The sequence below is a fragment of the Kingella negevensis genome (assembly GCF_030177895.1).
In the GTDB taxonomy this organism is placed as follows: domain Bacteria; phylum Pseudomonadota; class Gammaproteobacteria; order Burkholderiales; family Neisseriaceae; genus Kingella_C; species Kingella_C negevensis.
Window position 1 is genome coordinate 941,730 of the sequence record NZ_CP123448.1, and the last position, 24,003, is coordinate 965,732.

At 41.4% G+C, this 24,003-nt stretch carries 18 protein-coding genes, 7 tRNA genes and 1 pseudogene; 10 read left to right on the forward strand and 16 right to left on the reverse strand.

From position 1 onward, the window contains the following. Window positions 1–125: 125 nt before the first annotated feature. The 5 genes from QEO93_RS05285 to QEO93_RS05305 all read left to right on the forward strand — a co-directional run bounded on the left by QEO93_RS05285 (window position 126) and on the right by QEO93_RS05305 (window position 5,577). A complete protein-coding gene (locus QEO93_RS05285) occupies window positions 126–695 on the forward strand; it encodes a FrpA/C-like protein (RefSeq protein WP_489639029.1) in 570 nt (189 codons plus the stop codon). 568 nt (window positions 696–1,263) lie between these two features. After that, a complete protein-coding gene (locus QEO93_RS05290; protein ID WP_003789288.1) occupies window positions 1,264–1,752 on the forward strand; it encodes a hypothetical protein in 489 nt (162 codons plus the stop codon). 395 nt (window positions 1,753–2,147) lie between these two features. Continuing rightward, window positions 2,148–5,099: a calcium-binding protein gene (locus QEO93_RS05295; RefSeq protein WP_284627636.1), complete on the forward strand. Its 2,952-nt coding sequence runs from the start codon at window positions 2,148–2,150 to the stop codon at window positions 5,097–5,099. 111 nt (window positions 5,100–5,210) lie between these two features. Next, window positions 5,211–5,426 carry a hypothetical protein gene (locus QEO93_RS05300; protein WP_032137054.1) on the forward strand — a complete coding sequence of 72 codons (216 nt, stop codon included), beginning with the start codon at window positions 5,211–5,213 and terminating at the stop codon, window positions 5,424–5,426. A gap of 1 nt (window position 5,427) precedes the next feature. Beyond that, window positions 5,428–5,577, forward strand: a complete 150-nt coding sequence (locus QEO93_RS05305; protein WP_157686289.1) for a hypothetical protein — start codon at window positions 5,428–5,430, stop codon at window positions 5,575–5,577. 38 nt (window positions 5,578–5,615) lie between these two features. Here the strand turns inward: QEO93_RS05305 and QEO93_RS05310 are convergent. The 6 genes from QEO93_RS05310 to aroE all read right to left on the reverse strand — a co-directional run bounded on the left by QEO93_RS05310 (window position 5,616) and on the right by aroE (window position 12,780). After that, a protein-coding gene (locus QEO93_RS05310) for an IS5 family transposase (RefSeq protein WP_245190640.1) occupies window positions 5,616–6,370 on the reverse strand; the annotation gives its coding sequence in 2 pieces (ribosomal slippage) (window positions 5,616–6,349 and window positions 6,349–6,370; 756 coding nt in all). 231 nt (window positions 6,371–6,601) lie between these two features. After that, complete coding sequence (locus QEO93_RS05315) at window positions 6,602–9,610, reverse strand: Ig-like domain-containing protein (RefSeq protein ID WP_052368707.1); 3,009 nt, start codon at window positions 9,608–9,610, stop codon at window positions 6,602–6,604. A gap of 249 nt (window positions 9,611–9,859) precedes the next feature. Continuing rightward, complete coding sequence (locus tag QEO93_RS05320; RefSeq protein ID WP_032137056.1) at window positions 9,860–10,075, reverse strand: IS5 family transposase; 216 nt, start codon at window positions 10,073–10,075, stop codon at window positions 9,860–9,862. Window positions 10,076–10,178: 103 nt separating this feature from the next. Then, window positions 10,179–10,865, reverse strand: coding sequence for an SCO family protein (locus QEO93_RS05325; protein WP_085815738.1), 687 nt, complete (start codon window positions 10,863–10,865; stop codon window positions 10,179–10,181). A 416-nt stretch (window positions 10,866–11,281) separates the two neighbouring features. Then, window positions 11,282–11,971: a monofunctional biosynthetic peptidoglycan transglycosylase gene (gene mtgA / locus QEO93_RS05330; RefSeq protein ID WP_032137767.1), complete on the reverse strand. Its 690-nt coding sequence runs from the start codon at window positions 11,969–11,971 to the stop codon at window positions 11,282–11,284. Then, the gene (gene aroE / locus QEO93_RS05335; RefSeq protein WP_032137768.1) at window positions 11,968–12,780 is read right to left on the reverse strand and encodes a shikimate dehydrogenase; all 813 of its coding nucleotides are present in this window, start codon (window positions 12,778–12,780) and stop codon (window positions 11,968–11,970) included. The genes mtgA and aroE overlap by 4 nt, the downstream gene beginning before the upstream one ends. A gap of 182 nt (window positions 12,781–12,962) precedes the next feature. On the opposite strand from aroE, the gene queA reads away from it, so the two are divergent. Next, a complete protein-coding gene (gene queA / locus QEO93_RS05340; protein ID WP_032137769.1) occupies window positions 12,963–13,985 on the forward strand; it encodes a tRNA preQ1(34) S-adenosylmethionine ribosyltransferase-isomerase QueA in 1,023 nt (340 codons plus the stop codon). Between the two features lie 91 nt (window positions 13,986–14,076). Here the strand turns inward: queA and QEO93_RS05345 are convergent. Together QEO93_RS05345 and QEO93_RS05350 are read right to left on the reverse strand one after the other, a co-directional pair. Further along, window positions 14,077–14,151 (reverse strand) — tRNA-Glu (locus QEO93_RS05345). Between the two features lie 19 nt (window positions 14,152–14,170). Next, window positions 14,171–14,247, reverse strand: a tRNA-Arg gene (locus QEO93_RS05350). A gap of 113 nt (window positions 14,248–14,360) precedes the next feature. Here QEO93_RS05350 and QEO93_RS05355 point away from each other — a divergent pair. Beyond that, entirely contained in the window at window positions 14,361–15,755 is a 1,395-nt protein-coding gene (locus QEO93_RS05355) for a 3'-5' exonuclease family protein (protein WP_044250389.1), read from the forward strand. A 364-nt stretch (window positions 15,756–16,119) separates the two neighbouring features. Beyond that, on the forward strand, window positions 16,120–18,063 hold the full coding sequence (gene rpoD, locus QEO93_RS05360) for an RNA polymerase sigma factor RpoD (RefSeq protein ID WP_032137770.1): 1,944 nt from the start codon (window positions 16,120–16,122) through the stop codon (window positions 18,061–18,063). Between the two features lie 100 nt (window positions 18,064–18,163). On the opposite strand, the gene QEO93_RS05365 is transcribed toward rpoD, so the two are convergent. From QEO93_RS05365 to QEO93_RS05395, 7 genes are all read right to left on the reverse strand, one after another. Continuing rightward, window positions 18,164–18,253, reverse strand: a tRNA-Leu gene (locus tag QEO93_RS05365). Between the two features lie 110 nt (window positions 18,254–18,363). After that, a tRNA-Cys gene (locus tag QEO93_RS05370) sits at window positions 18,364–18,437 on the reverse strand. Between the two features lie 30 nt (window positions 18,438–18,467). Further along, window positions 18,468–18,543 (reverse strand) — tRNA-Gly (locus QEO93_RS05375). Between the two features lie 20 nt (window positions 18,544–18,563). Beyond that, window positions 18,564–18,639, reverse strand: a tRNA-Gly gene (locus tag QEO93_RS05380). A gap of 23 nt (window positions 18,640–18,662) precedes the next feature. Then, window positions 18,663–18,738 (reverse strand) — tRNA-Gly (locus tag QEO93_RS05385). A gap of 78 nt (window positions 18,739–18,816) precedes the next feature. Beyond that, complete coding sequence (gene pgsA / locus QEO93_RS05390; protein WP_032137771.1) at window positions 18,817–19,380, reverse strand: CDP-diacylglycerol--glycerol-3-phosphate 3-phosphatidyltransferase; 564 nt, start codon at window positions 19,378–19,380, stop codon at window positions 18,817–18,819. Window positions 19,381–19,518: 138 nt separating this feature from the next. Then, complete coding sequence (locus QEO93_RS05395; RefSeq protein WP_308201115.1) at window positions 19,519–21,780, reverse strand: LysM peptidoglycan-binding domain-containing protein; 2,262 nt, start codon at window positions 21,778–21,780, stop codon at window positions 19,519–19,521. A 243-nt stretch (window positions 21,781–22,023) separates the two neighbouring features. Here QEO93_RS05395 and QEO93_RS05400 point away from each other — a divergent pair, with 243 nt between their 5' ends. Together QEO93_RS05400 and QEO93_RS05405 are read left to right on the forward strand one after the other, a co-directional pair. After that, window positions 22,024–22,719 carry a class I SAM-dependent methyltransferase gene (locus QEO93_RS05400; RefSeq protein ID WP_032137773.1) on the forward strand — a complete coding sequence of 232 codons (696 nt, stop codon included), beginning with the start codon at window positions 22,024–22,026 and terminating at the stop codon, window positions 22,717–22,719. Window positions 22,720–22,899: 180 nt separating this feature from the next. Continuing rightward, entirely contained in the window at window positions 22,900–23,604 is a 705-nt protein-coding gene (locus QEO93_RS05405; protein WP_284627637.1) for an IS1 family transposase, read from the forward strand. Between the two features lie 31 nt (window positions 23,605–23,635). Here QEO93_RS05405 and QEO93_RS05410 read toward each other — a convergent pair. Further along, a pseudogene (locus QEO93_RS05410) lies at window positions 23,636–23,843 on the reverse strand (IS1595 family transposase); the annotation flags it as partial. Between the last annotated feature and the right edge of the window lie 160 nt (window positions 23,844–24,003).

Sequence of the window (24,003 nt, forward strand, 5' to 3'; positions counted from 1 at the left end):
CCCCATTATGTGAAAAAGGTGCACATGATTTTAATAATATCAACCGAAATGGCAAAGCCCACGGCTACGACCCATTAATCCTAAACCTAGACGGCAACGGCATTCAAACTCTCGCCCCCTCTTCTATCAGCGCACGCTTCGACCACAACGCAGACGGTATTGCAACCGCCACGGGTTGGGCAGCAGCAGGTAACGGTATTTTGGCATTGGATTTGGATAACAACGGCAAAATTGATAGCGGTAAAGAAATTTTTGGTAACCATTCTGTTTTGTCTAATGGTGCGACAGCAGCTCATGGTTATGCAGCATTGGCTGAATTAGACAGTAATCACGATAATCTCATCAATCAAGCAGATGAATTGTTTAGCAGCCTGAAAGTATGGCAAGACATCAATCAAGACGGCATCTCACAAGCCAATGAATTGTTTACATTACAAGCATTGGGTATTCAATCTCTTAATTTAGAATATCAAGAAAATAGCAAAGATTTAGGCAATGGCAACCGTTTAACCCATATTGGTAGCTACACTAAAATAGATGGTACAACTGGTGAAATGGGCGATGTAGAATTTGCTAGCAACAGTTTGTATAGTCGTTACACAGATACGGTAAAGCTGACACCTGAACAATTACAAGCTCCTAATTTACAGGGTTTGGGTCGCTTACGTGATTTATGCTTGGTTACGCTGAATTAACCAGTAATGTTAAATAGTTTTGATATTTCAGGCAGCCTGAAAGCTGATTGATATATCAGAATTACGAAAAAGAAAATAAGAATAATTCGTAAAGCTATTGACTGTAAGTTTAAGTTGTGATAACTTTTGTAAAATTTCTATCACACAGGGTAAAAGTTAAAATGATGGGCTGATGAGCAACTTGAAAATGCGTGGGTGTAAGCACCCGCCCTACGCTTGCTATCAAATAGACAGTATTCCCAGTAATACCAATGCTAAATAATGAAATAAGTAGTTTAATTATTAAATCATATCCAAACAACCCATTATATATAAAGCAGATTATTCGAGAAAGAGTACAAAACACCAATGACGTACATGAATTTGAAATAATCTAATATAGGTATGAAATGTTTAAATAATATTTACAATTATAAAGGAATTGTAAATCAAAAAATCATATAGATGATAATAATTTATAGTGAATTATATTTGAAATGGAAATAGATTTAAACAAAGGAATAGAATCTTTTTCTAGCAAACAAATTATTAACCATAAATCTATATTATAATGGCAAGGATTTTTTCAATGAAAAAAATATTATTTAGTTTATTGGGATTAACTATACTCTTATGCGGATGTCATTATGAAAAAAGTTATTTCTATGAGTTAGGTGATTTAAATAATAAAATTGATGTTTATTATTTTATAGATATTGACAAGAGCGATACTTATTCAATTTATATTAATTACTTTGTGGATGACATAAATAAGTGGGGAGAAACAATAGATCTTATAAGAACCGAAAGTAATACAGGAAAATATAAATCATCAATTTCAATATTCGATGAAAACAATAAATTAATTTATTCCATAACTGAATACCCCATACGGTTGCATCACCATAGTTCTAATCCAGCTGACAGAGTCATTTCTGTGGATGCATTTCCTAAATATTTTTATTTAGAAAAAGGGAGAAGATATTACTTTAAAATTAATATTGATAATATAGACTTAAGCTCTCTTGGTAATTATCGAAAACAAATTGAAATTACTCTTTTATACAAAGCAAAGTAACGAGGTAAATGATGACTTATTCAGTAACCATCCATATTGCAAATAGAGGAACACCTTTGAAAAAAGGCGGAACTTCTTCAGTTGGTCATATGTGGTATGAAATCAATGATTATAAATCCAAACCCAAAAGTTACGGATTCGCACCTCTTGAACATGGAAAAGCATTTGGAAAAGGTCATGTATACGATGATGACAGTGACAACTACTTATCGACTTCTTATTCTAGAACAATAGAAATTACAAAAGAACAATATGAGCGATTAAAAGACTTTGGAGAACATTCCTCTAATTATGGTTTTGATGGAGACTATAATGGGTTATGGAATAGTTGCATTGATTTTACTTGGAGAGCATTAAATGTCGGGGGTATTAATCCTGTTAAAGATTTTGATGGAATGTTATGGCCAACATGGAATGAGTCTCGGTCTAATATGTTACCTGGAAGTGAGCCACTTTTCCCATATGGAGATGATGGTTACCAATGTTTAAAACCTTGGGTGGAACAGCCACCACGCACTAACAAAGCCCACGGCTACGACCCATTAATCCTAAACCTAGACGGCAAAGGCATTCAAACTCTTACACCATCTTCTATCAGTGCGCGTTTTGACCACAACGCAGACGGTATTGCAACTGCTACAGGCTGGACGGCAGCAGGTAACGGTATTTTGGCGTTAGATTTGGATAAAAACGGCAAAATTGATAGCGGTAAGGAAATCTTTGGTAACCATTCTGTTTTGTCTAATGGTGCGACAGCAGCTCATGGTTATGCAGCATTGGCTGAATTAGACAGTAATCACGATAATCTCATCAATCAAGCAGATGAATTGTTTAGCAGCCTGAAAGTATGGCAAGACATCAATCAAGACGGCATCTCACAAGCCAATGAATTGTTTACATTACAAGCATTGGGTATTCAATCTCTTAATTTAGAATATCAAGAAAATAGCAAAGATTTAGGCAATGGCAACCGTTTAACCCATATTGGTAGCTACACTAAAATAGATGGTACAACTGGTGAAATGGGCGATGTAGAATTTGCTAGCAACAGTTTGTATAGTCGTTACACAGATACGGTAAAGCTGACACCTGAACAATTACAAGCTCCTAATTTACAGGGTTTGGGACGTTTGCGCGATTTGCGCGAGGCTGCCGCATTGAACGCTGAATTAGCAGATACGTTAAAAACCTATGCTGCTGCTCAAACCAAAGAAGAACAAACAGCATTGTTGAGTGAGTTGGTTACTAAATGGGGTGCAACTGACCCATTCAAATCCAAAACAGATGCGTTTACTTTATCTAGTGATTTGATTTTGACTGATAACGAGGGCATTGGGTTGACACCCACTCAAATCGCAGAATGGCGCAAAGGTATTGTGTTAGATGCTCAAACCAAAGCCGATTTTGAAGCTGTACGCAGCAAAATTGCCGTTCTTGATGCGTTTACAGGCGAAAAATCTGAAACGCTCTACTTTGGTACGCAAGCACAAGCTCGTCAAATTATTGATACGGTTAATCAAACTTATGATTCATTGGCAAATAATATCTATCAGGGTTTGTTATTCCAAACACGTTTACAGCCTTATTTGAATGAAATCGGCTTTAAATTAGATGATAAACAACAATTTACGTTAGATTACACCGATGTTCAAACCAAATTTCAAGAAACTTTTGCAACCAATGCTCAAAAAGCCTTTGTAGATTTAGGCGAATTTTTGGCTTTTGGTAGTGCAAAAGATTGGACTGCTGGAATGTCGTTGCTTTCTGATTTCGCTAAACAGGGTAAAGAGAGCGGTCAATTACAAGACTGGCTGAATGTACTAGGTGATAAAGCAGCTACCATTTTGGCAGAACAAAATGGTGATGCTGCTAACAATGTCTTACAAGCAGTTGGTTTGCTCGGTCGTGATGTATTGAATGGTAATGGGGGCGATGACCGTTTAATCGTAGGTTCTGCTACTGCTGTTGTGAATGGTGGTAATGGCTCTGATGTGTACGAGTTTAATAAAGGTTTTGGTGCAACCACGATTTACAATAGCGATACATCAGACAAACGTCATGATGTGGTACGTTTGAACGGTGTGAGCAAAGATGCCATTTCTTATAAACGCAATGGTAATGACCTAATTATTCGTGTATCTGGTGAGCAAAACAGTATTACTGTTAGCAATATGTTTGCTGGCGATGTTTTAACTCAACACATTGATGCGATTGAATATGACGGTGGTCAAATCAGCCTAGCAGAAATCAAAGAAACGCTGTTACGTGGTACAGATGGTAACGATTTCTTACAGGGTTATGGCGATGATGATACGGTTCATGCAGGGGCAGGAAATGACCGTATTGAAACCTACAATGGCAATGACACCATTTACGCAGGGTTAGGCGATGACAATATTGATGCGGGCGGCGGTAACGATAGGATTTACCTAGAAACAGGAAATAATCGCGCTTATGGTGGAGATGGGGACGATACCATTGTTTCAGGCAGCCTGAATGATACGTTAGAGGGTGGTATTGGTTCGGATACTTATGTTTTCGGGAAACAATTTGGTCAAGATACGGTTTTGAACTTCAATCCACATCAACAAGATAAAGATGTGCTGAAATTTACCCATACACGATTAGACGATGTAATCATTCATCGCAATGAAGCTGATTTGTTGATTACACAACAAGACGGTCAGCAAGTTACCGTTCAAAATTTCTTTGAGAAAGACGGCAAGGGCGATTACACGGTTCAAAGTATTGAATTTGCTGACGGTCAGCAACTGAATACCGAGCAACTGCGCCAATGGGTCATTAGTCCTACTCGTGGCGATGATAAGCTTTATGCTTACACAGACGGTGGCAAATTGCATGGTGGTAGTGGTAACGATACCTTAATCGGTAATGTTGGCGTTGATTATCTTGTGGGTGGTTGGGGCAACGATACTTTATCAGGTGGGCAAAATGATGACCGATTAGAAGGTGGTGTCGGCAATGATACTTACACATTCAATCTTGGTAACGGCAATGACCGCATTTATGACAGTTTTGGTAATGATACGCTGTTATTGGGTTCAGGTATTGCGAAACAGGATTTATGGTTTAGCCGCAATGGTCGTAATTTGACAGTTCAAGTATTGGGTCAAACAGACAGCGTAACCGTTGAAGATTGGTTTGGCATTATTCCGCGTAGGATTGAGACCATTCAAACCCATGACGGCTCACATCTTGATGTTAGCGCAGTACAAAAATTGGTACAGGCAATGGCAGCATTCGCACCACAACAAGGAAGTGGCTTAGGTGTTCCTGAACAGATGAAAGAGTATGCACAACAGGTATTCGCTGCGAACAATCTGTAATTCTTTGTGTACAGTTTGATTAAAACCGTCCCATAATATGGGGCGGTTTTTTGTTCTATTTCATTGAGTAAATGGTATACTGGAAAAATGGAACTTAAAGGAAATCATAAAATGGATTACGTTATTCATCAAAATGAGATTTTTTCGCCAATGCATAGCAGCTCTGCATTAGCACGAAAGGCTGAACAGAATTATCAAGAAATGATTGATGCCCAACTACTCAATACATTGGAGCGTATGAATATACCCAACTATCAAGCAAAGCCAATGCCCGATGACTTTCACAATGCTGTGTTGCAAAGAGTTTTAGCAAGAATGGATAAGTGAAATGTATCAAGTGGAATATGACCCATTTTATGAGCTAGAACTAGAACAAATTTTAGCGGATATTGTGAGCGATTATACGGTGGATTTTGCTCATCAAGTTATTGATGAAATCAATTATCATATTGAAAAAATTAGGGGCTGTCCTAGATAACTAGGATAAACTCGATTTTACTAGGTCTTGTTGAACATTCATAGCTTGGGCCATTGATACGCAAGGGCTAGAGCGACATTATTTTCATAATTTCGCTTTAGTTTATCAAACCGTGTAGCAATAGCTCGGTAGTTTTTAATTTTGTTAAATTGGTTTTCTACAACATGGCGACATTTATCTAAATGCCAGTCCATGTGATGATTACCTTTTTTCTTATTATTTGATTTTACTGGTATATTTGCATGAGTATCTTCAGCTTCAATTTGTTCACGCAAAGGTTCTGAATCATAACCTTTGTCTGCACAAACTATTGATGTTTCACTTAAATCCAATTTAGCAATCCATTCAGGTGCAACTTTAACATCATGTACCGAACCGTCAGTAATGATAAATTCCAAAGGATTGCCATGTGCATCTACTGCTAGATGAATTTTACTCGTGTGGCCACCAACACTTTGACCAATTGCTTGTTCTTTAGGATTGGCAACATTGCTGTGTTGATGTGCTTTAACGTAAGTCCCATCAATCAATATCCATTCCATATCAGGATAATCAATAAGTTGCTTAAATATGTCCATAAATTTATTAGCAGCAGACCAACGGTTAAATGTTTTATAAATCGTGTTAGATTTACCAAAATATTTTGGCAAATCTCGCCAAGGAATGCCTGTTCTCATGTGGTATAAAATACCTTCGACGGTTTTACGCAAATTTTCTTTGTCGTAAATACCTTGTTTGAGTAAAATAGCTTTCAGTCTTGTCCATTGTTTATATTGAGCATTAGGTGAGGCATGGCGAATGGTAAGGTTTTTTGTAGAAATTAAATTTTACTCATTCGCCATTTTTTATCTAATCAATTATGGATACTCATTTTTTTAAATGAAATGTCCACACGACCTAGTAGCAGCAAAAACCAAAGCTGCAAACTTTCGTAAATTGTTGGTAACAACTTTTATTGAAAAATAGGCAAATTAAATTATATTTAATTTGCCTATTTTTATTCAATCCATACGAACATTTCTATTTATGACAATAAAGAAGCTGCCAAAACTGGGGTTGAAGTTTGTTGATCAATATTATTCAGGCTGCTTGATGTGCCAGTTGCTACACCAAATGATGCCATTGCATGCACCATTTGGTTAGACGCGCTTATATAGCTTGCTACTTGATCTGCTGTAGCTTTTTTGCCATTGGCAAATTCAAATGTTTTTAATACATCTCGCCCACCTTGGAACCAATCTTTAATAGTTACACTGTCTCTGCTATTGCTTACAGATAAGACTAAGTCGTTACCATTTTGTTTCACGCCGCCTGTTTTATTTAACACAGCATCCATATTAATGCCTGCAAAACGCAAGGTATCATTGCCACCACCTCTAGTAATAATAGTATCGTGACCGCCTGCTTTGCTAAACACATAGGTATCGTTACCTTTACCACCAATCAAGGTATTATTACCACGGTTGCCAGTAATTACATTATCTAAATCATTACCTGTGCCAGAAAGATTTGCTTTACCAACTAAAGTCAAGTTTTCTACGTTGGCACTTAATGTGTAGTTTACGCTGCTAATAACAGTGTCTTTGCCTTCGTTAGCAACTTCGGTTACAGTGTCGCCTGTGTTATCAACAATATAAATATCATCGCCTTTACCACCAGACAATTGATCTACTCCTTCACCACCATCCAAAGTATCATTACCTAAATCACCAAAAATAGTATCATTGCCTTTGCCGCCAGTAATGATGTTATCAGCATCATTACCTCTCAAAGTGTCATTAAACGCAGAACCAATCAAATTTTCGATTTGTGTACCATAACCAATAAACGATTGACCTGTTACTTTGTGACCTAATGTATCTGTAATCAAATGGCTGGTTTTTGATCCGATATAGTTCCAAGAACCTGGTGTTAAATCCACAGTCACTTTATCTTTAGCATCAGATGCATCGAATGTATCAATACCCGAACCATCCCAAATATAAATATCGTTACCGACTTTATCTTTGTTGTATGCTTTAAAGCGATAAGTATTGTTACCACTATTTTCAGCTTTATTCACACCATAGCGATAATGCAAAGCTGCTAAGTCAAAAATTTGTAAACCTTGACCTGTTTGAATAACATTCTGATTACTATCACGAAGGTCTTTATACGACATGACAGAGTGTCCAGAGTTTTCTTCACCGTCTGGCAAATATGGACCTTCCGCCTTACCGTTTTGGCCATTGTAGTTACCCGTATGTTTAAAGCCTAAGCTATGACCAATTTCGTGTACCAATGTGCCGTATCCGCCATCAAACCAACCATTGCCATAAGGTACTTTTAATGTGCCTTTGCTTAAAGCTTTATCACCTGCATACAACAAGCTATTGATATGCACATCACCACCATAATAAGCATAACCTGCAGTCATACTGACGCCTGCATTTTGTGCTTCTTCTGAGCCAATAGCAGTAGTTTTATTATGTCGTGCTGTGCGGTGGAAACCACCACAACATAAACACATATTTTGCGTGGTCGGCATTAAGTTTGGCTGGCTAGATTTCACAGAATTGTAAACAACTGTACCAGGTTCATTATGATTTCTCAAATCATCAAAATAGAAGCGGAAATCGGCATTACCTTTATCTAATTGATCACCTGAATCTAATACTTCTTCAAAAGTGATATTGGCATATTTTGCATATTCAGCCAAAGCATCTCGAACAGCTTGTTTTTGTGTAACCGAGAATTCTTTGAAATTAGTTTCACCATTGTAGTTTCTCAACGCGAAACTATAGCGCACAACAATACCTTTACCTGGCCCTGCCCATTTACCTTGCAATTTTGGACCTAGTTGGTCATCGCGCACATAATAGCTTGTTCTTGGTGCTCGAGCATATGTTTTCGTGGTTGGATATAAATATCCACGGCGATTATCATCAGAAATAGAAATTGAATCCACAAAATAAGGCGTTACTACTTGTCCTTTATCATTAGCATGCTTGCCGCTTACGTCATGAATAGCAGTAAAATTATAAATACTTGATAATGTTACAGGTTTATCACCATTCTTAGTGGTCAAAATCACTTCAATTGCGCCATCTTTATCTGCTGCTAGCTCGCTCCCTTTAACCGTTAACGAGAATTTATTACCTTCACTAACTGTAACTTTTTGTTTTTTATTGTTGATATTCAGCTCAACAGTATCGCCTTTCTTAGCTGAACCACCCACACTACCAGTCAATTTAACATCGCCTTTAGTTTCGGCATAATTCAATAAGTCATCACCTGTTATTGCATCCAATGTTAACGTTGCTGTACTCACGGTAGGTTTAGGCATTATAGATGCAATGGGGACTGCAGTTTCAACTTTATACGTATCAGTTGCTTTTACGCTTACTGCTTTGCCTGTGCTGTCTTTGCTGTTCAATACAGCTTCAATTGTGCGGTCTTTATCTGCTGCTAAATCTGAACCGTTTACCCCAATTGAGAAGGTGTTTTTGTTGTCAACTTTGCCTGTGTATTTTTTGCCATTGATAATTAAGGTTACTGTATCGCCTGCTTTAGCACTTCCGCCTACTTTACCTGTTACATTCAATTTTCCTTTAGCTTCTGCTAAAGATACGAGGTCATCACCAGCAACTTTGGCATCTAAAGTGATGATTGGATTGATAACTGCTGGTTTTGGTTTAGTTATTATAGCGGTAGTGTCTACTTTAAACTGAGTTTGTTTCGTATAACGATATGTTGTATTTCCTACTTTGGTTACAATGGACACCTCAATTAATTTATCTTTATCTTCAACTAATTGGTTACCCGAAACACTAATAGAAAAAGTTTTATTAGCAGCTACTTTACCAGTATAATTTTTACCATTTACAGTAACTGTTACCACGTCGCCCACTTTTGCGGTACCACTTACCATACCAGTAATGGCAATATTGCCTTTGGCTTCTTCTGCAGAAATAATATTATCCGAAGTTAAATTATTTAGCTTAAATATTGGGTAATTACTTGAAATACCTAATGCTTTATTAGAGGTACTCATAAATTCTTCCTTATTCAAATGTTTCAAAAAAATCCTTAATAGAACGAGTCAGAGAATCATGCCTATTACATTAGACTAATGTGTATGTAATATACGTACATGAGTATAACATACTTAACTAAAGAGTATGTCGAGTATGTCAAATTAGCACTCTTTTCAAACAGATTTATCCAAGTAAGAACCTGTATTCACAAAAATGATAAAAATTTAGAATGACGATACAAGCCTATCATATCGCCATTTAAACAACTATTTATTAGCAACAAACCAACGGTTAAATGTTTTATAAATCGTGTTAGATTTACCAAAATATTTTGGCAAATCTCGCCAAGGAATGCCTGTTCTCATGTGGTATAAAATACCTTCGACGGTTTTACGCAAATTTTCTTTGTCGTAAATACCTTGTTTGAGTAAAATAGCTTTCAGTCTTGTCCATTGTTTATTATTGAGCATTAGGCGAGGCATGGCGAATGGTAGGGTTTTTTGTAGAAATTAAATTTTACTCATTCGCCATTTTTTATCTAATCAATTATGGATACTCATTTTTTAAATGAAATGTCCACACGACCTACTCGGCAAGCAATTTTTCTACATCTGCCGCAATTTGTGGGGCTTCCATGCCGTAGCGTTCCATATAAGCTGGCTTGCCTGTTTTGTCCAACAAGAACGTGCCTGATGAATGATCTACCACATAAACGGTGTCGGACTGAATCGCACTTTTCGCAGAAACCACTTCATAAAGCTGTTTAATCACAGCCAAATCGCGCCCTTTGGTGGTATCGGTTAAACCGATGAATGATGGGTGGAACTGTTGCACATATTTGCCAACCACTTCTGGCGTGTCGCGTTCTGGGTCTACGCTGACAAACACAACGGCAACATCTTTAGCTTTGTCGCCCAGTTGCGCCAAAACGTCTTTGTATGTGAGCAATTCGGTTGGGCAAACATCAGGGCAGTTGGTGTAGCCAAACGATAAAATCACAACTTTACCTTTCAGGCTGCTAAGCGTGAACGGTTTGCCATCGCTGCCTGTGAGCGTGAAATCGCCACCCAAGTTGTCTTTGCGAATATCTAGGCTAATAATCGCTGGAGCAGAAGCGGCAACGGGTGCGCTGGCGGTTGGGGCATTATCAGCAGACTCAGCTTTGATTTCTTGTTGTACTTGCGATGCGATTGAGCTGACTTCATTGTTGTTTTGCTGACCGCAAGCGGTGAGGGCTAGGGCGGTTAGCACGCTGAGAAAAACTTTTTTCATTTTGGTTTCCTTGTTTTTCGGAGGTTGAGAAATGTTTTCAGGCTGCGTTTGTTGCATTTGTTGGCAGCCTGAAAACGCTGAAATTGAGAGTGCTAAAAATGTAGGTTGGATACTCGTATCCAACAATCGTTCAATTTAGCGAAATGTTGGATTCGAGAATCTAACCTACTTTGTATATGGGCAATAAAACGCTTTCTTCAAGCCCAAAAAGCATAAACTTCCCTAAGCATAACCGCCACGGGGTTGCATAGCAAATCTTTATTTTATAAAGAAATTTTATGTTGTATATTTGCAACAGAGCATAAAAAACCGTCTTCACTCAGGCTTGAGCGAAGACGGTTTTCAAATAGATAAAATGCCATTTTCAGGCTGCGTTTGAGTGGATTGTGTACGGGTTTACCCAAATTGCGGCTATTTCATTGCGCTGGCAATTCAGCCGAACCCATGCGGCGCAAAATCACACGAGCTTTTGCGCGTAAACCCCTGTCGTTTGGGTGGTCAATATAGAACAAGGGTTTGGGAACGCGAGCGGCTAACATGGCGGCTTGTCCTGCGCTTAAATCGGCGGCTGGCTTGCGATAAAAATATTGCGAAGCCGCTTCCGCACCGTGTACGCCATACCCCCACTCAATCACATTGAGATAAAGCTCGTAAATGCGGTCTTTGTCGGTAGTTGCTTCCAGCATGGACGTGAGTGCGGCTTCTTCGGCTTTGCGAAAATAGCTGCGGCTTTCGTTTAAAAACAAATTCTTGGCAAGCTGCTGACTAATCGTTGAACCACCTGCCTTGATTTTGCCGCCGCGTTCGTTGCGCTGAATGGCACTTTTGATGCCGTTCCAGTCAAAACCGCCGTGTTCGGCAAAATTGGCATCTTCTGACGCAATCAGGGCTTTTTTGAGATTGACCGAAATTTTGTCGTAGGCAACCCATTGGTAGTTCAGTTTGGTATCGGGGCGACTTTCGGCGAACTCGTCCATACGCATGGTCATGAATGATGTGCGGTGCGGGGCGAGTGCACGGTAGCTGATGATTGTGCCGTATGCGTACACGTTAAACAAAACGAGTGCGGCAAACGGGGCGGTGAGCAGCCATTTTAGGTATTTCATGCGTGTAATTCCTTGCGTAATGCGGCGATAACGGGCGCGGTTTGTGGGGCGAAATTGCGCCATAATTGGTAGGATGCGGCGGCTTGCCCAACTAACATACCCAGCCCGTCTGATGTGTGCGCTGCGCCATTTGGGGCGGCGAACTGCATAAAGGCGGTGGGTTGTGCGCTGTAGAACATATCGTAGGCAAGTTGGCAGCCTGAAAAAATTTGCGGTGGCACTTCGGGAACGCTGCCTGAAACGCTGCCTGATGTGGCGTTGATGATTAGGTCAAAGCAGCCTGAAAGTTCGGCGAAAGTTTGCGCTTGAATGTGAAATTGCGCGGCAAGTGCTTGGGCTTTTTCGGGACTGCGGTTGGCGATGATGAATTGTGCTGGTTGGCATTCTAGCAAAGGCAAAATCACGCCACGCGCTGCGCCGCCTGCGCCGAGTAGCAAAATGCGTTTGTCTTTTAATGAAAACTGGAGATTTTGGGTGAGGTCTTGCACCAAACCTAAACCGTCTGTGTTGTCGCCCAATAATGTGCCGTCTGCTTGGGAGATTAGGGTGTTTACTGCGCCTGCGGCTTGGGCGCGTGGGCTGTGGTGTTGCGCGAGTGCGTAGGCGTGTTGTTTGAAGGGGAGGGTTACGTTTGCGCCGCCGCCGTTTTGTGCGAAGAATTGTTGCACGGCAGCCTGAAACGCTTGAGGATTGTCGTCCACAAGGGTGCGCGTGTATTCAATGGTGGCGTGTTCTTGCGCGGCGAAAAGTTGGTGGATTTTGGGGGATTTGCTGTGGGCGATGGGGTTGCCGAAGACGGTGTAGTTCATGGAGGTTTCTTTGTGTGGTTTCAGGCTGCGTTTTGTGGGGTTTCACGAACCTAAAGCGTAGGTGTGGAGGCGCAACGCCACGTTCTGTTAAAAACAACGAAATGGGTTTTCAGGCTGCAATTATAAAAGCAACCTCGCTTAGAGTATAATTCGCGTTTTGATTTTTTTGTAAGTTTACCCAAATGAATATTTCCGATTTTGACTTTCATCTGCCCGAACACTTAATCGCGCAAAATCCGCCAGCTGTGCGCGGCAGCAGTCGCTTATTGGTTGCGCTGCCTGAAAGTCCGTTGCAAGACAAACATTTTACTGATTTGCCTGATTACGTTGCCGCAGGCGATTTGATGATTTTCAACAACACCAAAGTGATGAAAGCCCGACTGTTTGGGCAAAAAGCAAGCGGCGGCAAAATTGAAGCTCTGATTGAACGCGTGTTGGACGCACACACGGCTTTGGCGCACATTCGTTCTTCCAAATCGCCCAAAGCAGGCGCGGAACTGATTTTTGAAGGCGACATCCGCGCGACAATGGTGGAACGTAAAGAAGAATTGTTCAAGTTGCATTTTTCAGGCAGTGAAACGGTTTATGAATTGTTGGAACACAATGGACACATGCCGTTGCCGCCGTATATCGTGCGCGATGCGAATGACAACGATGATTCGCGTTATCAAACGGTGTACGCCAAACATCAAGGCGCAGTTGCCGCACCAACGGCTGGTTTGCATTTTACCGATGAATTATTGGGCAGCCTGAAAAACAAGGGCGTGGATTTTGCGGAAGTAACGCTGCACGTTGGCGCAGGCACGTTCCAGCCTGTTCGTGTGGACAATATCGCGGAACACAAAATGCACAGCGAGTGGTACAGCGTGTCGGAAGAAGCGGTGGCGAAAATCGCGAAAACCAAGGCGCGTGGCGGCAAAGTGTGGGCGGTTGGCACAACGTCTATGCGTGCGATTGAATCGGCAGCACGTTTAGGCAGCCTGAAAGCGGGGCAAGGCGATACGGATATCTTCATCACGCCAGGCTATCAGTTTCAAGTGATTGACCGCATGGTTACGAATTTCCATTTGCCGAAATCGACTTTGCTGATGTTGGTGTCTGCGTTTTCAGGCAGCGAGCATATTCGCGAAGTGTACCGCCATGCGATTGAGCAGGAATATCGCTTTTTTAGCTATGGCGATGCGATGATTTTAGAGAGAATTTAAAAGATAAATGCAGCCTGAAAACGGTTTTCAGGCTGCATTTTTTAGACACATAAATAAAAAAGTTCTGCTAAAAAACAGAACTTTTAAAAAATGGCACGCCCACGGGGAATCGAACCCCGGTTACCGCCGTGAAAGGGCGATGTCCTAACCGCTAGACGATGGGCGCGGAATAAAGGAACTCTTACTGGCGCACCCGGAGCGATTCGAACGCCCGACCCTCTGGTTCGTAGCCAGATACTCTATCCAACTGAGCTACGGGTGCCGTGTAAGAAAGATTTGAATTATAGTAACCAACCCAAAAACTGTCAATACTCTATTTCACAAAATTTATCAAAAATCGTATAATTCACGAAAATTATTAAAGAAATTTTTATCATGCTTTCATCTTTTAATGAACTAGCTGCACATTTTGCCCACTATCCTACCCCCGTTGTGATTATCGATTTAGAAACCACGGGCGGAAATTTAACCACAGACAGAATCACGGAAATCGCTTTCCTGCATTTTTGGCAAGGCAAAATCACGCCCATTCAACAACTGATTAACCCAACGACTCCCATCAGCAGCTTTGTGCAAGACTTAACAGGCATCAGCAACGAAATGGTTGCCACCGCACCACAATTTGCCGATTTCGCTCCCAACATTTTACCCCTGTTGCGTGGCAGTCTGCTGATTGCGCATAACAGTAAATTTGACTACACCATTCTGCGCCATGAATTTCAGCGCATGGGCGTACCATTTGCCACGCCAGCTTTATGCAGCGTGCAACTATCACGCAAGCTGTACCCCGAATTTTACAAGCATAATTTAGACACGATTATCGAACGCCACAACATCGCCGTGGAAGACCGTCATCGCGCGATGAGCGATGTGTTAGCGTTAGCAGAATTTTTGCAGCTTTCAGTGAAAGAACGCGGCGAAAGTGCATGGTTTCAGGCTGCGAAACAATTATTCAATCCCCCAATGCTGCCTGAAAACGTCAATCCAAGCATTTTTCAGGCAGCGTTTGAATTGTCTGACAATTTTGGCGTTTCGATTTGGTATGATGCAGCAGGGCAAACTTTCGCGTTACACGAGCATGAACACGCGTTTCGTGAAGTGGCGGTTTTGTTGCGACAAAGTACTTACGCGCGCGCGGCAAAACTGGTTTTCGTACCAACGCTAGGCGCATTGCATAACGTGCAAACTCGCGCGGAAATCATGGCGGAACATGGTTTGCTGCCAGCCGATGAAATCGTGCGTCATTCCATTTTGGTGCAGCAAGACATCGTTTCAGGCTGCCTGAAAACGCGCATTCGCCCTTTGCGTGCAGGTTTTTATGATAAACCGCCGCGCGGCTTGTTTTTGAACACAAAAGCGGCAAAACGCGCATTATCCGCATGGGCGAAAGAGCAGGATTTGTGCCCGAATATGCTGGGCATTTTGCCTGACGAGTTGCCAAAAGGAACGCCTTGCCCTGTGAGCGTCGTTGGTAAATGCTCGGCGGCATGTGAAGCGCAGGACGTAGCGGCGCACAATATGGCGGTTCAGGCTGCGCTAGTATATTTGCCTGTTTGCGATTGGGGCAAATCCAAGCGCGTGTGCGTAACAGAAGTGGATAAACTGAGCGGTCGTGCAGTTGTGATTGTGTGTGATAGCGGCGCGATTTTGCTGTCTGACGGACGTTGGTTTGTGAGCGCGGACGCGTTGGCTGTGATGAAACAAAAATTCAAAACGGCGAAACATGAAATCAAAACTGCTCAAAAAATAGGCAGTCTGAAAATATTTTGATACTTCAGTGAATTAGTTTACTTATCCACAAGTTATCCTGATGTTTACACGCTATTTGTGTTTTAAACTTTTAGGCTGCCTGAAAATGCAGTGGTTTAAATTTCGACAACGCTCACAGTATTGATTTAAATTCAAATCACTGCATTTAAATCTGTTATAATTCACGCCCTTATTTTTTCAGGCTGCCTACTTGTAATTAGCCTGTTAAACCCTATATTTCATCTACAATTTATTTCTTGGTCTGAAAGCCATTTTGAGCTATTGCAGACAAAACCAGCACATCTATTGCAACGCGTTGCCCAACGATAGGCAAGAAAATCATTCATTGCAACCATGTGTTTCTTTTCATTACGAGTTTCTACAAATGTCTGAACGAATTATTGACAACGATAACGAAGAACAAAACGAAAATCGCGCCTTAACCCCCGAAGAGCAACGTGAACGCTTGCGTCGCCTGATTATTTTGGGCAAAGAACGCGGCTACATCACTTACGCTGAAATCAACGACGCGCTGCCTGATGATATGTCAGACGCAGAGCAAATCGACAACATCGTCAATATGATTCAAGGCTTGGGTATTCAAGTAACCGAAGAAGCCCCTGACGCAGATTCTTTGTTGATGAGCGATAACAGCGCAGCCGTTACCGATGAAGACGCGGTTGCGGAAGCCGAAGCTGCTTTGTCGCAAGCTGATTCTGAATTTGGTCGCACCACAGACCCTGTACGTATGTATATGCGCGAAATGGGGCAAGTGAACTTGCTGACACGTGAAGACGAAATCAAAATCGCCAAAGAAATTGAACATGCGTTGAAAAACATGATTCAAGCCATTTCAGCCTGTCCAGGTTCAGTTGGCGAAATCTTGGCGTTGATTGACCAAGTGAAAAAAGACGAAATTCGCGTTGATGAAGTGGTGGAAGCCATTATTGACCCGAATGAAGTTTTGCTGAACGAATTGGGTTTGGGACACTTGGAAAGCAGCCTGAACAGTGCAGATGAAGCCAGCGATGAAGATGAATCTGATGAAGATGACGAAGATGATGGCGGCGATGTTTCAGGCGGCATGGACAACCAACAAAACTTGGAAGAATTAAAAGCCCAAGTACTGGAACACTTCAAGCAAATTGAAAAAAGCTACGGTTTGATGAACAAAGCGTTGGATAAACACGACAGCAAACACGCGAAATATTTAGAACACCGCGATGCGATTGCGCAAAAATTGTTGAAAGTACGTTTCTCTACTCGCCAAATTGAGAATTTGAGTGCCAACTTGCGTGGTCGCGTGGAGCAAATTCGCAAATTAGAACGCGAAATCCGCGATATTTGCTTGGAACGTGTCCGCATGGACAGACAATATTTCATTGATAGTTTCTTGCCAAACGCGACTAACTTGGATTGGCTGGAAGAAGAAATTGCGAAAAAACGTGTTTGGAGTGAAGCACTTGACCGTTTCCGTCATGCGATTTTGGAAAAACAAACTGAAATGGCTAATTTGGAAGCGCATGCGCGTATTTCCATTACTGAGCTGAAAGAAATCAGCAAAAACATGTCGGCAAGCGAGCGCGAAACGGCGCAAGCGAAACAAAAAATGATTCAAGCGAACTTGCGTTTGGTGATTTCGATTGCGAAAAAATACACCAACCGTGGTTTGCAATTCTTGGATTTGATTCAAGAAGGTAACATTGGATTGATGAAAGCTGTGGATAAATTTGAATACCGCCGTGGTTACAAATTCTCCACATACGCAACGTGGTGGATTCGCCAAGCAATTACACGTTCGATTGCCGACCAAGCGCGCACCATTCGTATCCCAGTTCACATGATTGAAACGATTAACAAGATGAACCGCATTTCGCGTCAATATCTGCAAGAAACAGGAGAAGATCCTGATTCTGCAAAATTGGCGGAATTGATGGAAATGCCTGAAGACAAAATCCGCAAAATCATGAAAATCGCCAAAGAGCCAATCTCTATGGAAACGCCTGTGGGTGATGACGATGATTCGCACTTGGGCGACTTTATTGAAGACGTGAATAACGTTGCGCCGGCAGAAGCGGCGATGTATTCAAGTTTGCGTGAAGTAACGGCAGATGTGTTGGAAAGCCTGACACCGCGTGAAGCAAAAGTGTTGCGTATGCGCTTTGGTATTGATATGAATACTGACCACACGTTGGAAGAAGTGGGTAAACAGTTTGATGTTACGCGTGAACGTATTCGCCAAATTGAAGCAAAAGCGTTGCGTAAATTGCGCCATCCAACGCGCTCTGATAAGCTGAAAAGTTTCTTGGATAGCGAAGAAGGTAAGTAATGATAAAAGCAGCCTGAAAAGTTTTTTCAGGCTGCTTTTTTATAAACTAGAAAATTAGCAGATGTGAAAAAAGCAGCCTGAAAAGGCTGCTTTTATAATTTGGTGCCCGAGACCGGAATCGAACCGGTACGCTCGGTTTAGGAGCGACGGATTTTAAGTCCGTTGTGTCTACCAATTCCACCACTCGGGCACTCTTTAGAACTGGATTTTGGAGTCGATGGCGTGGATTCACACCAGCCTATATAAAGGCTGCACCCTTTATCGCATAAATTCTCTGCCACCCCGCCATTTATAAATAGCTGGAGGCGAAAGCCAGAATCGAACTGGCGTCCACGGATTTGCAATCCGCTGCATTACCACTATGCTATTTCGCCATTTATACCGCATAAATGCAATATAAAAAATGGAGCGGGAAACGAGTCTCGAACTCGCGACCTCAACCTTGGCAAGGTTGCGCTCTACCAACTGAGCTATTCCCGCATAACGAAATTTAATCAGAGTGGAGCGGGAAACGAGTCTCGAACTCGCGACCTCAACCTTGGCAAGGTTGCGCTCTACCAACTGAGCTATTCCCGCCCTGATTAAATTATTTTAAATTATGGAGCGGGAAACGAGTCTCGAACTCGCGACCTCAACCTTGGCAAGGTTGTGCTCTACCAACTGAGCTACTCCCGCGTTTCACTTCTTGCTACAGCGAAGAAGTAGACATTATAACAGCTTGAAATTTTCTGTCAAGCATTTCTCGAAAAATTTTTACTGAAATTCTTTCCATGCCATTTTCAAATAATAAAACATAGACCATACGGTTAAAACTGATGCTATAAACATCAATAAGTTACCAATAAAATGTAAGCCAAAATTGCCAACTGGCGATGTATGCAGCAATAATAAAAAAATAGCAGCCATTTGCGCAGCCGTTTTCAATTTACCGATATAAGCAACAGCAACACTATTCCTTTTTCCCATTTGCGCCATCCATTCACGCAATGCAGAAATGGTAATTTCACGCCCAATGATAATCATGGCATACAAGTCTAATGTTCGATTGAGCTTAACCAGCAAAATCAACGCAACAGCTACCATTAACTTATCTGCAACAGGGTCAAGGAACGCGCCAAAATCAGATGTTTGCTTCCAATGTCGCGCCAAAAAACCATCAAGCCAATCTGTTATTCCTGCCACCGCAAAAATAGCAGCAGCAGTAATATTAACTGTTTCTTCCGCTATCCACGTATTCGGTATATAGAACAAAGCGGTAAAGACTGGGATAAGCGCAATCCTCATCCAAGTTAATCCAATAGGTATATTCCACTGCATAATGATTCTTTCCTCATTTTTTCAAGTAGTCTGAAAACAAAATTCGCAAAATTGTAACGAGTTATATTTTTTTTAACAAGTAAAAAAGGTCGTCCTTGTGAACCAAATACAAGAACGACCATTCTTTAGCACTTAAAATTATGACAATTTAATTTTTTGTCCAACCTTAATTGTGCTTTCACCATTATTAAAACGTTTCAAATCATTCACTTTTAAGCCATAGCGCGCAGCTAACCCTTCTAACGTCTCACCTTTTTTAACGGTATGCGTTGCTGGGATTATAGATTTCGACGCATCAGATTTACGGCTATCATTCTCTACTTTTGTTGTTTCTGTGCGTTTAGCACTATTCTTAACAGTAACCTTTAGCTTCTGACCAATTTCAATATGATTGCCTTTAATATTATTTGCCGCAATCAAATCCGCAACGCTTACATCATAACGGCCAGCAATATTAAACAAAGTATCTCCATTAACTACTTTATGTATCCCTTTAGCTTGTGCCAACTCCAATTCAGCTTTCTTCACTGCTGCCAATTCTGCCGCTTTTGCACTATTTCTCACATTGATTTTAAGCGTTTGCCCTGTTTCAATATGATTAGCCTTAATATTGTTGGCAAAAACCAAATCGGCTACGCTTACATCATAACGAACAGCAATGCTAGATAAAGTATCCCCGCTGCTTACTTTATGAATACCTTTCGCTTTAGCCTGAGCCAACTCCAGCTCTGCTTTCTTAGCAGCCACAGCTTCGGCTTTAGCCTGAGCTTCGGCTTTAGCTTTTTCAGCAGCCGCAATTTGTTGCTGACGCTTACGCTCTTCAGCAGCACGCAGTTCCGAAATGGCACGAGCTTTAGCCTCTTCAGCATCAGCTTTTGCCAGTGCAACACGAATACGCTCTTGCGTTTCAGCACGTTCTTGAGCTTCTTGAGTCAAACGAGTAGCTTCACTTTCTTCAGGAATAACTGGAATATTAATTACTTGAGTTACAGTTGTTTCAACAGGTGTAGACGCTTCAACAGTATTGGCTTGAGCCACTTCTGCTTTTGGGGCAGGCTGTGCAACAGACGTATAAACAGCCTCAGTTACTACTGAAGTAGCCACAGATGTAGTCGCAACAACCTCTTGAACAGGTGCTTTAATTTGATTGCTAGTAGCCACAACTGGTGTAGTGCGAGCAACAGGAACAACCGTATTCAAAGCACCCGCTCTTAATACAGGTTGCTGCTCAACAAATGTATCAGGCGTATTGTCCACATCCGCTTTAGCAAAATCTGCAATAGAACGAATGCCCGATGCACGATTCTTAGCCACTAAAATACTACGACCCGCATTAATATGCGTACCACTCACACCATTCAATTGCTTCAGTTCAGACACACTACTACCCGTTTGATTAGCAATATCCGTCAATGCCATACGCGAATCAGGTGTAAACACATCCCAAGACAACAACGCCTTTTTATCCGCATCTTTATAATTGCTTTCAAACGTACGCACAGAATCCACAGGCAATAACATGCGGCGATTGTCTTTCGGAATAAAAACAGGCGTTTTAAAAGCAGGATTCAAACGCAAAAACTCATCTTCAGAGATATTCGCCAAATGAGCCGCCGCCATAATATCCATCGGCGTTTTCACTTCAACCGCCTTAAAATACGGCTCAGATTTAATATCAGGCAAACTCAAACCATAAGACTGCGGATTGCGAACCAAATTACGTACTGCCAACAATTTAGGCACATAATTACGCGTTTCATTTGGCATACGCAAATTTTCATAAGTAGGCGGCAAACCAGCAGCCATTGCACGGTTCACCGCGCGGCTCATATTGCCCTCACCCCAGTTATAAGCTGCTAGAGCCAAAGACCAATCGCCAAACAAACCATACAAATATTGCAAATAGTCCAAAGCCGCGTCAGTCGCCGCATACACATCATGACGACCATCATACAAAGGCGTTTGCTCCAAACCATAATGGCGACCCGTAGCAGGCATAAACTGCCACAAACCAGACGCACCCACATGAGATTTAGCCTTCGTTACATACGCACTCTCAATAAACGGCAACAAAGCCACTTCCGCAGGCATATTGCGTTTATTCACCTCATTCGCGATGTGGTACATATAAGGCGTACTACGCTGAATCGTCCGATTAAAATAAGCACTGTTATTCACAAACTTACTTTCATGACTACGAACCAACGAAGAATTCACCTCATTCATACGGAAATTTTTACGCAAATTTCCCCAAATATCGCCAGAGCCAAACAAGCTACTGACAAAACCAGTCGAGCTAGAAGACGCACTAAAAGGAAAAGTTTGCATGCGCATCATCGCAGCACTCGTTTGCGCAGGCTGAAACTCTTTACCATAAGCCAAATTAGGTAAAATAAACAAGCCGCTAATCGCCAGCGCAATGGTTTTCGTGTGTTTCATAGAAAAAGTATCGTAATAACAAAAAAATAATCCATAATCGTAAAGCCATTGCCCCCTACTGTCAAGTTACAGCCAACTAGCTAAACATTTAAAAAAACGAAAAAAATTCACTAAAATCATCGTGTAAAAATCCCAAACAAGCAGCCTGAAAAACACAAAATCCACTATAATTTTTTCTCCACCGCAGTCCAAGAGAAAACCAAAATGCTAGACAAACAATTCCTATACGACTGGTTTACCCACGACACACTCGGCAGCTATCTCATCATACAAGAGCAAGACTTCATTCAAACCGCCCTCAGCAAATACCGCCCCTATCGCACCCTATGGCTTGGCGACCTATCCACCCACATCGCCCAAAAAATGCAGCCTGAAAACAGCATCACCCAAAGCGAATATCTCCCTGCTGAAATCATCGCCAGCGCACAAACCCTGCCATGGCGCAGCAACACTTTTGACTGCATCATCACCGCTCACCTACCCGAAACCGAACCCCAACTCACCCAAATCCTAGCCGAACTCTACCGCATTACTACCCCACAAGGACACTTATTACTTACCAGTTTCAATCCCTATTCCCTCTGGCGATTTTGGCGCACAGCCCAGCTACCCAACGTCAGCAAAAGCCTGTCACTCAGCCACATACAACAACACGCCCAATCCGCTCAATGGCAAATAGAAAAAGTCAAATTCATCAACCACCTTCCCCCATTCAGGCAGCCTGAAAACTGGCAACTGATTGAATATGCAGGAGAATACCTCTGGACACAAGGTGCAACCATTCACGGTATTGTGCTAGCCAAACAAGTTGCCCAAATCACACCCACCACCCAAACACAAACCAATATTGATTTTGACGACCTAAACGCGCTAAGCATTGCCAGATTAAATAATCAATAAAAAAGCAGCCTGAAAACGTTTCAGGCTGCTTTTACTCAATTATAGTTAATTAAAATAAAAATAGGACAGTAATGGATCTGTGAAATTATCATAACTAGGCAAAATTGGGTGGTATCCTGAAAAGTGTGCTGTAAAAAATAAGCAATAAAAAAGCAGCGAAAACAGAGTATATTTGAGTGTGTGAAAACAGAAATAACTCTAATTTGTCCTCGCTGCCAAGGACAAAATATAAAGAAAAATGGCTACTCTGGCAATCGTAAACAAAAGTATTTTTGTAAAGATTGCTGCCGTAATTTTATTGGCGACCATAACCTTACCTATAAGGGTTGTCATTCCAAAGCTGATGAACAGGTTTGGAGAATGACCGTTAGAGGTTGTGGCATTCGCGATATTGCAGCAATTACGGGTTACAGCAAAGACAAAGTTCAGGCTGCCTTAAAACGCCATGAGTTTGAGCCATTTCCTAAACAAAAACATTACTCTACACTTGAAATAGACGAGTTTTGGACATTTGTCGGTAACAAGTCTAATAAAGTGTGGCTAGTCTATGCCTATCACAGAGAAAGTGGCGAAATTGTCGCTTACGTTTGGGGTAAGCACGATTTAGCAACAGCGCGAGCACTCAAACAGCGTTTAAAAGAATTACGCATAACTTACGACAGAATGGCGACCGACGACTGGGCTGCATTTTTAAATGTCTTTTCAAATGAAGAATGGCATCTAGTTGGTAAGCAACACACAGTTGGCATTGAGGGTAATAACTGTCGTTTACGGCACAAAGTAAGGCGAGCGTTTAGAAAAACGTGTTGCTTTTCTAAAAGTATGTTTTATCATAAGAAAGTTTTTGATTTGGCTTTCTTTGATATTCACTTTGGCATTGTTTAGTTTTACAGCACACTTTTCAGGACACCACCAAATAACTTTCATCTGCTTCTACTTCGCCATCAAACATTTCTAAATGTGGACTGTTTTGATAAATTAAGTAATCGTAAACGATGAAAGTAATAGGCAGTGGTGTTTTTATTAACACTTACTAACTCTGCTGCTGTTCTTGCAGTTACACCTGCAACAAATAGCTCAATGAGTTTGTTTTGTTTATACTGGCTTAGACGACTTTTTCTCATAGGGATAATTCTAACTTAATTTGAATTTCCCTAGTTATCTAGGACAGCCCTTTTTTATTTATCGCTGTCAATTGTGCATATTTTATATGCAAGCAGCCTGAAAAATCTTTTCAGGCTGCCCTATTTTTAAATTACGTAATTAATCTTTTCTTTTATAGCG